This is a genomic window from Deinococcus arboris, assembly GCF_009755355.1.
Classification (GTDB): Bacteria; Deinococcota; Deinococci; order Deinococcales; family Deinococcaceae; genus Deinococcus; species Deinococcus betulae.
Genome location: NZ_WQLB01000002.1, coordinates 117,833 through 131,103 on the forward strand (window position 1 = coordinate 117,833; position 13,271 = coordinate 131,103).

Here is a 13,271-nt window from a genome sequence, read left to right on the forward strand (position 1 = left end):
CGCTCAGGGCGTGACAGTGGCGAAGTCCGCCCCGTCGCGCCGGATGATGAACACGGCGTCGCCCGTCACCGTCGCCGTGGTGGTGGCCCGCTGCCCGGCGATATCGGCCGCCGCGTAACTGAAGTCCAGGGGGCGCTCGCCTGTCTCGTCCTGCACGGCCAGGGTATAGGTGCCTTCTGGCAGGTCGGTGGGAAAGGTGTAGGCGAAACTGACACTGCGGCTCTCGGTCACGGGAACGGGCGGAATCTCATCGGGCGTGACGGGCTGGGAGTCGGGAACCACTGGGTCGGTCACGCCGCTGTCCACAGGGGCCGGTTCGGGTTCGGTGGGCTGCTCGGGGACGGTGGGCAGCGGCGCAGGCGGCAGCGGCAGGTCGCCCGCCGGGCGGCTGGGGGCGCTGTAGCGCGAGGTGGCCACCGTCAATTTCACGGCGCTGCCCACCTTGACCCGCACGAAGGCGGCGGGCGTCTGTTCCAGCACTGTGCCCGCCGCCCGGTCACTGGGCTGCGGCGTCACCGACGTGACCACCAGGCCGGCGGCGCGCGCGTATTCGCGGGCCTGGTCGTAGGTCATGCCGCCCAGGTTGGGCAGCCAGGTTTCCTTGCCGCTGATGCCGGTGCTGACCATCAGCTGCACCGGCTGGCCCTGCTGGGCGCTGGACCCGGCTTCAGGCAGCTGCGCCACGATGCGGCCTTCAGGGGTACTCGTCAGGGTGCCGTCCACCTTGACGACCTTGCCCACCGTCATGGCGCGGTCTTTGAGGGCGTCCCGCGCCTGATCCAGGTTCATTTCTTCCAGGCGCGGCACCTCGATGGCGGGGGGGTTATTCACCGTCAGCGTGACCAGGCGCCCCACCGGCAGGTTGGTGCCGGCGGGCGGGTCCTGGCGGATGACAGACCCAATCGGGCGCCCGCCCGCCTGCCCCTCGTTGTAGGTGACGCGGAACCCGGCTTTGGCTAGCAGGCGCGCGCCGCGCAGGGCGTCCTGGCCCGTCACGGCGGTAACCTCGCGCACCGGAGGGTTCAGGTAGGTTTGCGCGGCCTGTGCGCCCAGGTAACCGGCGCCGCCCAGCAGCAGCAGGCCCGGAATGAAGGTGAGCCAGCCGCCCGGCTCGCGTTTCTTTTTCACGCGCCCACCCCGCAGTGGGGTCAGGAACCGGGCGTTGCGCGCCGCAAGGTCCTCGGCGGAGCGGGGGGCTGGCAGGGGGGTGAGGTAAGCCAGGCGCGGCTCGGTGCCTTCCACGACCACCTGGGCGTCGTCCAAGGCGTAGCCCTGCTCGGCCAGGCGGGTGCTTAGGGCCTGCACCCCGTCAATCAGTTCCTGTGGCTTGACCTTTTGGGCCAGGGCGGTGTCCAGCGGCTGCCCCGTCACCGGCTGCCACACCGCGTAATAGGCGCCGGGCCGCGCCACCACATCGGTCAGGCCGGCGGGGGCCAGGGCGCGCAGGGCCGAACGGTAGGTGTGAAAGGCTTGCCGCTCGGCCGGCGAGGCGACGTTAAACCACGCCACCTGCCGGGTGACGCCCTCGGCGGCGCGCACCTCGGACAGCGTGACTGACCCCTGCACGGCCAGTTCGCGCAGCACCTCGTATTTGCCGTCTATTACTTTGCCGTTGCCCTGGTCCGTCATGCGCCCCGCAGCATAGCGCGGGCTGCATATAGTTTGGGCAAGTCATGATGAAAAAGGGTGCGCCGGGCGGTTCTGAAATGCTCTTGAAAGGGCGTGTAGATACAGAGCTTCTGGTCGCTCTGGAGCAGGTCATGCAAACCACCTCGGGCTATCAAGAAGTAGCAGATGTAGTGCGCCGCTTAGAGAGTACGGGCCATCCTTACCGGGCACAGCAAGTCATCGAAAATATCCTAGCTGAGCGGGAGATGCGGGCCAGACGAGGGCAGCAGCAGAGGTTTGGCATTGGCCGAGTGGGAAGACTGTACCGGCTGAGCTGGCTTGGTCAGCCGGCACAAACTAAGTCGTCGCCTTCCCGGCACAACAGTGAGGCTGCTGTTCCACGCGCCGGTTATTCTAAAGCTGAGCGAGCCTGTCTCAAACGCCTGAGAGCTATGAATTGGCAGGACTTTGAGGCGCAGATTGAGCAGCTTTTACCTGCCTTGGGGATGCAGAACGTGGTTCGCACACCAGCACAGCGTGATGGTGGGATTGACCTAAGAGGGCTATGGAGTATGGAAGGACTAATACATGTTCGCGTAGCGGTGCAAGTTAAGCAGCACGCATCCAACATCTCGCGGCCAGACATTCAGAAACTCCGTGGCAGTCTCGCTATTGGAGAGTTGGGCTGGTTTTTCACCACAGGCGACTACAGTGAAAACGCCAAGCTGGAAGCTGCGGCTCCTGACCGGCAACCTATTTCGCTTATTAGCGGTATTCAGGTTGCATCACTGCTCCTGAAGTACAGCACGCCGCTTGTTGGCGAAGAACTCTGATAAGCACGTGCGACTTCAAAAAGAGCCTGGCTATTTGGGCTACAGCCCCGCCACCCGCGCCAGCCAGTACGCCCCGAAGCCGCCCAGCAGACCCACGGCCAGGTTGCCCTGGCGCCAGACGAGCAGCGCGGCGACGGCGGCCCCCACCAGTCGGCGCAGCCACTCGGGGCTGCCCAGAATCTCGGGCACAATCAGCGCGGCAAACACGCTGACCGGCACAAAGCGCAAGAAGGCGTGCCAGAAGGGCGTCAGTTCCAGGCGCCCCAGGCTCAGGCCCAGCAGGCGCGGCCCGAAGGTCACTGCCCACATCAGCCCAATGACGGCCCAGGCGCTCACGCGGCCTCCGCAACTGGCGCGCGGCGGGTCACCAGCCAGGCGCCCAGCAGCGCCCCACCCACCCCAACCAGCAGAATGCTGAGCCCACCCGGCACCCGGCCCGAGAGAGCCCAAGCCCCCAGCCCAGCCACCAATGCCACCAACACCTCGGGGCGGCCCCGCAGCAGCGGCACCAGCAGCCCCAAAAAGGCCAGAGGAAAGATGACGCCCACCCCCAGCGCCGCCGGTCCCGGCAGCACCTGGCCGGCCAGGGCGCCCAGCAAGGTGGCGGCGTTCCAGGCCGCGTACAGGCTCAGTTCGGCGCCCAGCAGCAGCGCGAAGGTCACGCCCCCCGGCGTGCGCGTTCCCGCCACGGTGACCACGCCAAACGCCTCGTCGGTCAGGAACTGTGCGGCCAGGATGCGCTGCCGGCCACTGAGCGGTAGCTGCCGCGACAGGCTCAGGCCGTAAAGCAGATGCCGGGCGTTCAGGAGAAAGGTGGTGCCCACCAGCGCCAGTGCGGCGCCCAGAGGCAGCGTGCTGCCCGCAAATTGCCCGGCCGCCGCGAACTGGCTGGCCCCGGCAAACACGGTCAGGCTCATCAGGCAGGTGTCCCACAGACTCAGGCCCGCGCCGCGCGCCGTGACCGCGTAGGCCACCGCAAACGGCACCACCCCAGGCCACAGCGGCAGCATCAGCCGGAAGCCCTGCCAGAAGCCTGTTTGGAAGGTCGTCATGTGCCTCACCCTAGCGCCCCCCGCCAGTCCACCACCGCGCTGACGGGCCGCCCCCGGGCCTGTAACTGAGAATAGAGCCCTGGGAGGTCGGCCGGCCTGACCGTCAGCGGAAAGAGATGGTCCAGCCGCGGCTCGGCGTGGGCCCACAGCCAGTGCGCGTAGGCCGCGTAATCTTCGCCGTCACTGGAGCCCACCACCTGCACCTCCCGCTGGTGAAAGGCGGGCGGCAGGCTGAGGGCGCCGCCATTCCCATCTGAGAGCACGACGCAGCGTCCCCCGGGTGCCAGGTGTGACACCAGTTCGGTAAACCCGGCCGGGGAAGCGCTGCACTCCACGCCCACCTGAAACCTGTCGTGCGGCAGCTCGCCAGGGGCGTGGGCGGCGGCCCCAAAAGTCAGGGCCAGGGCGCGGCGGTCGGCACGCGGCTCCAGGAGATGAACCTCATGCACGCCGCGCCGGGTCAGATTGAAGATGCTGAGGAGGCCCAGCAGTCCCGCGCCCGCCACCAGCACCGCTTCGCCGGGGCGCGGCCTGACCTTGCGCAGGCCCTTGTGGGTTTCCTCGCCCAGAATGGCGCACAGGGCGGCGCGGTCAGAGACATGCGGCGGCACCGGCACCACTCGCCCGGCGGGGTGAAAGCCGTGGGAAGCGTGGCCCAGCGTGGTCACGACGCGCGTGCCGAGTGCCAGGGTCACGCCTGCTCCCACTGCCTCAACCGTTCCCAGGGTTTGATAGCCCAGTGCCGCTGGAAAGGGGCCAGCGTGCAGGAGGGTGAGTTCCGACGCGACGCTCAGGGCACTGAAGTGCGTGCGGACACTCACCTCGCCGGGACCAGGCGGCCGGTCTGGCACGGCGTCCCAGCGCAGGCGGTTGGGGGCGTGGGCAACCAGGCGCATCCAGTTCAGTCTGCGGTCTGGAGGCGTCTCCTCGGCCAATTCACCTACCGCTTGACCCTGACGCCGCGTGAGGGCCTACGCTGCCAGACAGAAGGAGGTGGGCTTTTGGAGCGCCAATCCCCGCCGCGCTGGACGGTGGGCGAGGTGTCGCTGCTGACCGGCGTCAGCGTGCGGACCCTGCACCACTACGACGACATTGGGCTGCTGCGCCCCAGCGAGCGCAGCGAGGGCAATTACCGGCTGTACACCCCGGCGGACCTGGCGCGGCTGCGCGCCGTGCTGACCTACCGTCAGCTGGGCTTTGCCCTGAACGACATTGCGCCGCTGCTGGCCGCCCCGAGCGCCCTGCAGCAGCAGGCGCTGACCACCCAGCTGTCTTTGCTGCAAGAGCAGCAGCGGCGCACCCAGGCGACGATTGACGCCGTGCTGGCGATGCTGGCCAGTCCAGGAGACCCCATGAACAATGAAGACGTAAAGGCTGTCTTTGACGGCTTTGACCCCGAGCAGTACGAACCCGAAGTCCAGGCCCGCTGGGGCGACACGGACGCCTATCGGCAGAGCAAGGCCAAAACAGCCCGCTACACGAAGGCCGACTGGGAAGCGGTCAAGGCCGAGATGGACCACATCTACAGCCAGTATCTGGCCCTGATGGCCGCTGGCGTGGCGCCGGACGGCTCACAGGGGCAGGCGGTGGCTGCACAGCACCACGCGCACATTGAGGCCCGCTATTACGACGCTCCGCCGGCCATGATGCGTGGCCTGGCCCAGATGTGGGTGCAGGACGACCGCTTCACCCGCAACATTGACCGGGCTGGGCCGGGCCTGGCGGCCTACCAGAGTGCCGCTGTGACTGCCTGGGCTAATGCTCAGGAAGCCGGCTGAGCAGGCCAACTGAGAGAAGGCCAGACGCGGCTTCTCTTGAGGCTGTGAACAATCATTCTTGCCAGAGCAACCACCTTCTGCGGGTGTTTGCTCTGGCAGGAACACACTGACATGGCGGGCACAAAACTCAAGCGGCTCAGAAGGCAAGCAGGCTGTGTAAGGGAGAGACAGGGCGGTGAAATTGCCCGTCGCTTGATGGTTCGGCTGAGGTTCTCTGCGGAGTGAGCAATGCTCCGCTGAACATCCATGCCATGAAGAACATTGTCTGACCGGAACAGCTCGCATGGCGCTGCAGGTTGAGAGGTCTGCTCAGGGTTGGCCTCACCTTGGCTTACGCGGCCCCGGCCCCAAACTGCGTGGGTGGGCGTTGGGCGGCGGTCAGGGCGGTGCGCAGTTCGGCCTGCCACAGGGCCCGCAGCGGCGCTGGGGACAGCACCTCGGCGCCGCCGCCCCAGCTGAGAATCCAGGGCAGGGCGGCGCGGCCGTCGTGCGGGGCCTGCAAGGTGGCGTCCACACTGCCGTCAGGATTGATGATGGGCTCGCTCAGATGCGGTACGCGCCCTTCGATGACCCGCAGCCGGGCCTGTCCGGTAAACCTCAGGGTCACAGCGCTGGCGGCAGGGCAGATCGGGACAGGCACGGGCGCCGCAGCGGGCCGCCCAGGGTGAAGTTGCGCCCCCAGCATCCGGGCCAGGCGAAAGGTCCGCTGAGGACGCCGCCCGTTCAGCTCGCGGCCCACCACCAGCAGCTCCAGCGTGACGGGGTGTGCGCAAATCAGGTGCGGCTGAAGGGTCACGCGGCGGCGCGACTGGGCCCGGCCTGGCCGCAGATACTCGAATTGCAGAGCGTGGCCACCCAACCACGCCTGCGTGACCAGAGGAAGCACCTGCTCTGGGGCCAGCGTCTGCTGTGCAGGCTGGGGCAGGGGAGGCAGCGCCACCTGGACATGAGTGGGCAAGGGGGCCGTCAGGCGGTTGGCCAACGCGCGAAGCGCTGCGGTCGGCTCAGCTCCGCATGTCGCCAGAGCGCTCAGGCCTCGGTGGAGCGTCAGGCGCTCCGCCGCCGTCCATGTGGGTTCGGGAGCCCTGAGCCTCCAGCACAAGTGTTCATCCTGTTGCAACTCGGGCTCCAGCGTGGCCAGCTCGGTCAAAAGGTTGCCAAGCACCTCTTCTTCCAACCCGGTCGCCTCCAGCAAGTCAGCGTGGGTCATGGCCGCACGCCGCAGGAGGCGAGCAAGCAGGAAAAGCTGCTGTGTGCGCTGCATGTCGCTAGATTGTGGTGAGGAGGCCGGCATGACCTCACCCTGTCATTCTGCCGTCCACTTTTCGTCTGTTCTTTTGAAAAGACATTATCAAATCAATTTAATTGAGTACACCTTGCTCAGCTCGCCAATCCACAATCCACGGGTCGTACCGGCCCTCGCAGAACAGGTCTTCCCGGCCCGGCTCAGGGTAGATAGGGTCCAGCCAGACCGGTTCCTCGGAAAGCGCCAGGACACCGCCACTCACCTGCACCGAGTCGGGCCAGCCCAGGACTTCTCGTAACTCGGCAGCGGCGGTGCTTAGGGCCTTGCGCCGGGCATCAGGCGTGCGGCCAGGCAGGTCGAGGGCGTCCAGCGCCCGCTCACGCGAGACCCGGCCGCCGCAGGTGAGCAGCAGGGCCAGCAGACCCGCCGCCGGCCGGGTGGGCCGCAGCGACAGCTCGATGTCGTACATCCACACCCGCACTGGTCCAGCCAGCGAGCAGCGAATGGTCCAGGGGGGCGTCTCGACCACCACGCCGCGTAGGGCGTAGACCTCGGGAAAGAGGCGGCCCAGGGTGCGCATGTTGGGCAGCAGGTGGCTGTCGGCATGGTTCATGGTTTCCTGCGCCCGCGCCAGATCGCCTTCCTGCCGGTAGAGTTCAGCTTGCGTTACGACATGACGAAAGTGTTCTACAGCAGATGTACTGAGACTTCGGGAGAGAGCTTCGCGCGCGCCAAATCTATCGCCTGTTAGTGCTCGAATAGAGGCTAGGACAGTCAGAAGAAAATGCTTCCCTTCGTATAACACGCTTAGATCGGCAGCTAGGTTAGTGATTCGTTCCAGTGACTCGGCTCGACGCCCGTAGGCCGCCAGGGCATAGGTATCCGTAATTTGTCTCTCGCAATACTGGTTAGGACTTAGGCGTTTGCCTTCTGCTTTAGAGGACCAATGCAGGGCGCACGGGTAGGCACCCAGCGCGGTAAACAGAGTTACTCGTCCTAGATATACCTTGTGAATAGAACTCTCGAGCTTCTCCTGCTGTGCCGCTTTAAGGGCACGCTCAAACGCCTGGTTAGCGCTGGCAAATTGCCCGGCTTGCAAGTCAAGGTAGGCAATTTGCCCCCAGATTTCACTGGTCCAGAAAGGGTCGTTGCGTACATCTGTGAGCGCGTTGATGTGTTCGGCACGTGCTCTGGCCGGGTCCTTGGCCAGTGCTAATGCGTAAGCGCTGCGGATGAGGCCACGGTCACGCCCTGCCGCCGACTCAATCGCCTCTATATAGGGCTGCTCCCAGCTCTCTGCGCCCTGATGCCTAAGTAGCTCAGCATAAATCTGTAGAGCAATAGCGCGCATTATGGCATCAGTTCCAGCTCTGGCGTTGGTGGTTAGGTCGGCAGCTTGAGCCATATCCTGACGCCGATAAGCCAGAATGCCTTTAAAGAAGGATGTATGTTCACCTATTCCTGTAGCCAGAGCCTCTGCAATAAGCGCTGAATCTACGGCGCGTAGCCCTAGCCAGGCCAGGGCCAAGGGCCACTGCCCCGTTTCACGCCATTCTTGAGGAATGTCCACAACAAATTGGCGCAGGAGCAGTGCATCGTCCCGCGACACTACGGTGCGGGCGAATTGAAGAATATGTGTCGCCAGTGGTTCACTGAGGTTCTGGGCCTTCAAGGTCTGCAAATGCGGGAGGTCCAGCGCGGTCACTCGTTGAAGATAAGACAGAGATGGACAAATTTAACCCTAGGTTGTGGGATTTGTACGCCACACGCCTTCGTTGCCCTTAGTGCCATCTGCCGTTGGGACAATCAGCAATAGGGTCAGCAAGTAGTACATAGATTCGAAATACGCTGAAAACATAATCACCTTCAATGTGGAATCAGGCGCTTGTGAAGCAAGCGGGGCAAAGGAGGTCATCGCTTTGACTGTCTTAACCAGCTAGAAAGTCAAAGAAGAAGCTTGCCTGAGCCGATTTTTGGCTTCTGGCACATCTCTGAAACAGAATTTTGGACACCGAAGAGTGGCGCCGTTCGGTCCGCGCGACCCGTTCGCGCAGATATGTATATTTTAGAACAATGTAATGAATTACGCAAATGACAGAATCACTTAGACGTGACCTCGCCAGGTGGTCAGCAGACCAGGCCAGATAGGCATGAAAAGACCCCAGGCGCCTGCGCCGGTTGGCTGAGCCTCTGCAAACGCTTCAGGCGTGACCAGGCACAGGCGCGTAGCGTTCAGGCATGAACTGGCCTCAGCCCACCGACTTCGTGCAGGGTGTGCCTATCCCGCCGCCAACGGCTTGGACGCGCCCCGGCCTGGTCATGACCTTCAACCTCGAATGTCCAGGGTGCATGTCGCGGGGGATTCCGTTTCTTAAGCGGCTTCACGCTGAATTTGGCGAGACCGCGCACCTGCTGGCGGTCCATACCAGTCTTGGGCACCGCCTGTTGCCCCGTGAGGATGTGGAGCCCACCCTGGTCAAATTTGCGCGGGACTACGCCAGGGTGCCTTTTCCAGTGGCACTGGACCTGCAAGGGGACTTTGCCCGCGCCTGGCGCACCGAGGGCACACCCCACTGGCTGGCGTTTGCGCCAGGCGGCGAACTGCTGCGCAGCGTGTACGGCAGCCAGGAAAACGCCCAGACCAGACTCCAGTATCTGCTAGAAGAATGGGCTGAGCGCTCAGATGAAGAAAGCGGTTAGCGGGCGGTGCTGGTGGCCTGGGCCGGCAAAAAAATGCCAGAGGCCAGCCTGTCCAGCGGCACGCCACTCACTCGCACCAGTAGGCCGGGAACGGCGCCCCCACTGGCAAAGGGACCAAGCTGGCCGGGATCTTTAACAAACCGCAGCGTTGCGGCATGGCTCTGAAGCTGCACGAGGCCCCCGGCCTGCACCTCTGCCGTATCAACTGCATAGTTCTGGCCGTCACGCTTGGTCATGAGCATGACCACCTCGCCCTTGGGCAGCCCGGTCTGAACCGCGTGGAGTGGCCCAGTTGAGGTCTGGCCGGGAGCGGCGGCCACCCATTCACCTGGGAGAGGGTCAACAGGGACGGCCGCCTGCCCAGAACGCAACAGCCGAGCGGCCAGGTCAAGGCCCAGGGGATTGTAAAAAGCGCGGCCCAACTCGGTGCCAGGCGCACCGAATTGAAGGGTCAGGCCACTCACCCGAAGCTGGGGCGCCCGAAACCCCTGAAGAGTGATGGGCCGTGGGGTCCGGAGGCTGCGAACCACGCTCGCCGCGTCGTAATAGGCAACGCCATCCTTGCTGAAAAAGGCGCTGACAGAGCCCCCACCTGTGGTCTGGCCGGGCAGGCTCAGGGTCAGGTGACCGTTCTGCAAGGTTACCTGACCGCCCTGGGCCGTGATGGCCCGCTGAAGGTCGGTGCCGCTCAGAAAGACGCCACCGTAGGCTCCGGGCTGGTTAAACGTGTAGCACGTTACGTTGCCTTGCTGGCTGACAACCGCGATGTGTGGGCTGGTGGGGACGGTGCCCCGAACGCAGGTGGGCTTGGCGGGCCGCTGGGTCAGGACAGGCAGGAGACTGACGGCGTCCCGGCCTCCCGCCAGCGCGTACAGCGCGGCACTCAGGGCGACGGCGAGGGTACCAGCGGCAAGCAGAAGTTTTGGCATGGCATACACCTTGGCCATGCCCAGGCCCACGCGCACGGGCGGGCCGAGTTCGCGGATGGCCTGGGTCAGGGCGTCTTGAGAAGAGAAGCCGTGCAGCCCAAGCTGAGCGGCGCGGGTCAGGGCGTGTTCTTCCAGTTCATCCCACAGTTCCTGCCGGCGGGGTGCGGGCAGGCCCCAGGTAGCGCGGCGCAGATAGGTGTTCAGGGCCTGGCACGTGGCCACCGTCTGAACCTTCATGCCCCCGCCTTGCCAAGCTGAGCCACGGCGCGGGTAAATTCGGCAAACTCCTGCCGTTTGTGTTGCAAGATTTGCCGCCCCTGGTCTGTGATGGCGTAATACTTGCGTGGCTTGCCGTTGCGGCCGACCTCGCCGGGTTGCCCAGACAGCAGCCCTTCGGCTTCTAACCGGTGCAGGGCAGGGTAGAGGCTGCCCTCTTTAAACTCAAAGTAGCCGCCCGTCTGGTCCCTGGCGGCCTGAAGAATGGCAAAGCCGTATAGCGGGGTCTGTTCCAGCAGGGACAGCAGAATCAGATCGAGGTTGCCGCGCAGGAGGTCAGGGTTCATAGGGTCTCCGGGGATGAACGTGGGCGTTGACCGTCCAGCGTCCCAGCCGGCTGCCGCCCTTACAAAGCCTTGTCTGTCTACATAGTCTGTCTAAGTAGATGGTTTGTCAAGCTTAGTCTGTCTATGGTTGGCATCAGCCCTGATTTGGCAGACTGCTCGTGTGCGTCCGTGGATGTTGCAAGCCCCACAGGTCATCCTGTCGGCTGCCGATAGGACAGTTTTCCAGGCTGCCTGGCAGGCCCGTGACTTCACCCGCCTGCCAGCCACGGTGCCGCGCTGGGTTTTTCTACAGTGGCTGACCGGTCAGGGCCTGCTGCTCCACGGTTCGCCGCAGTCCGGCATTGACACCTTCGAGCCGCGCTTGCCCCACGACCTCAGCCCAGATGAGTTCACGCCGGCGTGTTTGCGGCCTCGGACGGCCTGTGGGCCATGATGTACGCCCTGCGCGACCCGGTTCAAGTGCGGCGCATGCTGAATGTGGCGCTGCGCTTGGAACACGGCGGAGAGTGGTCCACTCCCCACTATTTTCTGTCGCTGGCCCCGTGCGACCCGGTTGTGACCAGTGGGCGGGCACTGCTGTCGCCCGGCACCGTGTACGTTTTGCCGTCCGCTGGCTTTGAGCAAATGCCTCCCTACGACTGGCCTGGGCTGGGCCGCGTGCAAGAACCGCACTGGGTCAGCCCGCAGCCGGTCACGCCACTGCTGGCGGTCCCGGTGCAGCCCAGTGACTTTCCCCTGCCCGTCCGTACCCACGACGCCGCGCAGGTCGATGCCCTGTGTGGGCAGGACCCCTGGGGCTTTCCCTGGCTGGACGGTTAGGGGGTGGCCTCGTCCACCACACGGCCTCCGTCACCGTCAGGCGAGACCACATCGGGGGCCGTTTCAGTAAAGGTGCCGTCCTGCTCGGCGGCGGCCGCCGCATCGCCGCCGTCCACATACTCGTAGGTCTGCCCATTGAGCCCCGTGACTTCCAGGGTGTAGTCGCTCAGGCGCTTGAGGTCGAGCGTGATGACACTGCCTTGGACGGTCCGGTTGAGGTTGTCTTGCAGGGCGTAGTCACCCAGCAGCGGCGACTGGCAGCCTTGGCCGTTCAGGGCCGCCGCGAACACCTGTGGCGTGCTGGTCGCGCGGATGCGCTCCAGGGCCTCAATGCACTGGCGCCGATAGTACAGGGCGTTGTCGTGCATCAGCTGCTGGTCGCGGCGTTTGTTGTGCGCTTCAATAGGATTGTTGCAACTGCACAGCAGGGCGCCCAGCGCCAGAAAGGTCCACCCTTTGAGCATGGGTCTCAGTGTAGAAGCCCCTCTGAGCGCGCGCTGCCTGATCTGTTGCCCATCAGCCATTTGGCAGAGCCACAAAAAAAGCCTCCCGCACAGGGGAGGCAAACCCAGCTGAGCGGGGTCAGTCAATGCTGGCGCGCCAGCGCCATTCGCTCGCGCGCTTCATGACGTGGGCGATGCCGCCAGTAATGGCCAGCTTCTGGTTCCACGGCAGTTTCATCCAGCCGACGGCCATCAGGCCGCCCAGCGACACAAACTCGCCCAGGGTGGTGGGTTCATAGGCGTCCAGTTCCTCGCCTCTGGCCAGGCGCAGGATGTTTTTGCCCGTCAAGCGGCCCTGCTGCCCGGCGTGCTGCGCGGTGGTAGGCACAGGCTTGCCTTCCTGATTGAGCGCCAGGCCCATATCGCCAATCACGAACACCTCGGGGTAGCCTTTGGCACGCAGCTTGTCGTCCACGGCAATGCGCCCGCCGGGACCTTTTTCCAGTTGACGGCCACTGACGATGTCGCGGGCCTGAATGCCGCCGGTCCAGATAATCTTGCCGGCTTCAATCACCTTTTGCTCGCCGCTGGCAGTCTGCACCGTCACCGTGTCGGCGGTCGCCTGCATCAGGCGGTGACCGACCAGAATGTGAATGCCGTACTCTTCCAGGGTTCTCTGAGCTTTGGCGCGCAGGCCCTCGTCCAGAATGGGCAGAATCTTGGGCCCCGCTTCAACGAGGTAGATGTTAAAGGGCGGCAGGCCGCGTTCCTTGCTCAGCAGCGCGGCGCGCTGGGCCAGTTCGGTGACCAGTTCCACGCCGGTCAGGCCAGCGCCCCCCACCACGATGTCGCGGTTGCCCTGGTACTCGCTGGAAAAAGCGCGGTTAACGAAGTTAAAGATCTCGTCGGCGTCGCTCAGCTGCTTGAGTTCGCTGGCGTTTTCAGCCAAACCAGGAATGCGGTAGAAGTTGGTGACCGACCCCAGGCCCACGACCAGCGTGTCGTAGGTGAGCACGCGGCCATCTTTGAGCTTGACCTCTTTCTCGTCCAGATCGACATGGTCAACCTGCGCCTGTTCCAGCTCGACGCCCGTGCCGCGCAGCAGCGGCGCCAGCGGCAGGGTCACGCGGGTGTTGTGGGCCGCCGCTTCGTGCAGGCGGGTTTCAAAGGTATGGTAGGCATTCTGCTCCACCATCAGGGCCTCAAGGCCAGGGGTGGGCTTCAGTTTCGTGGCGACGGCCAGACCGGCGTAACCAGCACCGAGGATGAGGGTCTTCATGTCTTTACTCCTGTGAACGAA

At 64.6% G+C, this 13,271-nt stretch carries 15 protein-coding genes; 5 read left to right on the plus strand and 10 right to left on the minus strand.

The genetic code is table 11. From position 1 onward, the window contains the following. Nucleotides 1–3: 3 nt before the first annotated feature. Entirely contained in the window at nt 4–1,629 is a 1,626-nt protein-coding gene (locus GO986_RS02050; RefSeq protein WP_157457554.1) for a PASTA domain-containing protein, read from the minus strand. Between the two features lie 44 nt (nt 1,630–1,673). On the opposite strand from GO986_RS02050, the gene GO986_RS02055 reads away from it, so the two are divergent. Next, on the plus strand, nt 1,674–2,441 hold the full coding sequence (locus GO986_RS02055) for a restriction endonuclease (protein WP_157457555.1): 768 nt from the start codon (nt 1,674–1,676) through the stop codon (nt 2,439–2,441). Nucleotides 2,442–2,480: 39 nt separating this feature from the next. Here GO986_RS02055 and GO986_RS02060 read toward each other — a convergent pair whose 3' ends face one another. The 3 genes from GO986_RS02060 to GO986_RS02070 are packed head-to-tail and all read right to left on the minus strand — an operon-like array spanning nt 2,481 to nt 4,389. Continuing rightward, on the minus strand, nt 2,481–2,777 hold the full coding sequence (locus tag GO986_RS02060) for an AzlD domain-containing protein (RefSeq protein WP_369409092.1): 297 nt from the start codon (nt 2,775–2,777) through the stop codon (nt 2,481–2,483). Beyond that, nucleotides 2,774–3,493 carry an AzlC family ABC transporter permease gene (locus tag GO986_RS02065; RefSeq protein WP_157457556.1) on the minus strand — a complete coding sequence of 240 codons (720 nt, stop codon included), beginning with the start codon at nt 3,491–3,493 and terminating at the stop codon, nt 2,774–2,776. Before GO986_RS02065 ends, GO986_RS02060 begins: the two co-directional genes overlap by 4 nt. A gap of 5 nt (nt 3,494–3,498) precedes the next feature. Continuing rightward, complete coding sequence (locus tag GO986_RS02070) at nt 3,499–4,389, minus strand: MDR/zinc-dependent alcohol dehydrogenase-like family protein (RefSeq protein ID WP_157457557.1); 891 nt, start codon at nt 4,387–4,389, stop codon at nt 3,499–3,501. Between the two features lie 105 nt (nt 4,390–4,494). Between GO986_RS02070 and GO986_RS02075 the strand changes: the two genes are divergently transcribed. Then, on the plus strand, nt 4,495–5,271 hold the full coding sequence (locus GO986_RS02075; protein WP_157457558.1) for a MerR family transcriptional regulator: 777 nt from the start codon (nt 4,495–4,497) through the stop codon (nt 5,269–5,271). A 331-nt stretch (nt 5,272–5,602) separates the two neighbouring features. Here GO986_RS02075 and GO986_RS02080 read toward each other — a convergent pair whose 3' ends face one another. Together GO986_RS02080 and GO986_RS02085 are read right to left on the minus strand one after the other, a co-directional pair. Further along, nucleotides 5,603–6,481, minus strand: a complete 879-nt coding sequence (locus tag GO986_RS02080; protein ID WP_198170353.1) for a helix-turn-helix transcriptional regulator — start codon at nt 6,479–6,481, stop codon at nt 5,603–5,605. A gap of 151 nt (nt 6,482–6,632) precedes the next feature. Further along, on the minus strand, nt 6,633–7,130 hold the full coding sequence (locus tag GO986_RS02085; RefSeq protein ID WP_157457560.1) for an AfsR/SARP family transcriptional regulator: 498 nt from the start codon (nt 7,128–7,130) through the stop codon (nt 6,633–6,635). Between the two features lie 1,625 nt (nt 7,131–8,755). Here GO986_RS02085 and GO986_RS02090 point away from each other — a divergent pair. After that, nucleotides 8,756–9,217, plus strand: coding sequence for a TlpA family protein disulfide reductase (locus tag GO986_RS02090; RefSeq protein ID WP_157457561.1), 462 nt, complete (start codon nt 8,756–8,758; stop codon nt 9,215–9,217). Here the strand turns inward: GO986_RS02090 and GO986_RS02095 are convergent. Both GO986_RS02095 and GO986_RS02100 read right to left on the minus strand, forming a co-directional pair. Then, nucleotides 9,214–10,383, minus strand: coding sequence for a hypothetical protein (locus tag GO986_RS02095; RefSeq protein WP_157457562.1), 1,170 nt, complete (start codon nt 10,381–10,383; stop codon nt 9,214–9,216). The two genes, GO986_RS02090 and GO986_RS02095, sit on opposite strands and share 4 nt — an antisense overlap. Further along, nucleotides 10,380–10,709: a PadR family transcriptional regulator gene (locus tag GO986_RS02100; RefSeq protein WP_157457563.1), complete on the minus strand. Its 330-nt coding sequence runs from the start codon at nt 10,707–10,709 to the stop codon at nt 10,380–10,382. Before GO986_RS02100 ends, GO986_RS02095 begins: the two co-directional genes overlap by 4 nt. 160 nt (nt 10,710–10,869) lie before the next feature. Here GO986_RS02100 and GO986_RS22775 point away from each other — a divergent pair, with 160 nt between their 5' ends. Together GO986_RS22775 and GO986_RS22780 are read left to right on the plus strand one after the other, a co-directional pair. Further along, entirely contained in the window at nt 10,870–11,142 is a 273-nt protein-coding gene (locus tag GO986_RS22775) for a hypothetical protein (RefSeq protein ID WP_232337347.1), read from the plus strand. Next, complete coding sequence (locus tag GO986_RS22780; RefSeq protein WP_232337348.1) at nt 11,109–11,528, plus strand: hypothetical protein; 420 nt, start codon at nt 11,109–11,111, stop codon at nt 11,526–11,528. The genes GO986_RS22775 and GO986_RS22780 overlap by 34 nt, the downstream gene beginning before the upstream one ends. On the opposite strand, the gene GO986_RS02110 is transcribed toward GO986_RS22780, so the two are convergent. Together GO986_RS02110 and GO986_RS02115 are read right to left on the minus strand one after the other, a co-directional pair. Next, nucleotides 11,525–11,992, minus strand: coding sequence for a hypothetical protein (locus GO986_RS02110; protein ID WP_157457564.1), 468 nt, complete (start codon nt 11,990–11,992; stop codon nt 11,525–11,527). The two genes, GO986_RS22780 and GO986_RS02110, sit on opposite strands and share 4 nt — an antisense overlap. 118 nt (nt 11,993–12,110) lie before the next feature. After that, nucleotides 12,111–13,250, minus strand: coding sequence for an NAD(P)/FAD-dependent oxidoreductase (locus tag GO986_RS02115; protein ID WP_157457565.1), 1,140 nt, complete (start codon nt 13,248–13,250; stop codon nt 12,111–12,113). Between the last annotated feature and the right edge of the window lie 21 nt (nt 13,251–13,271).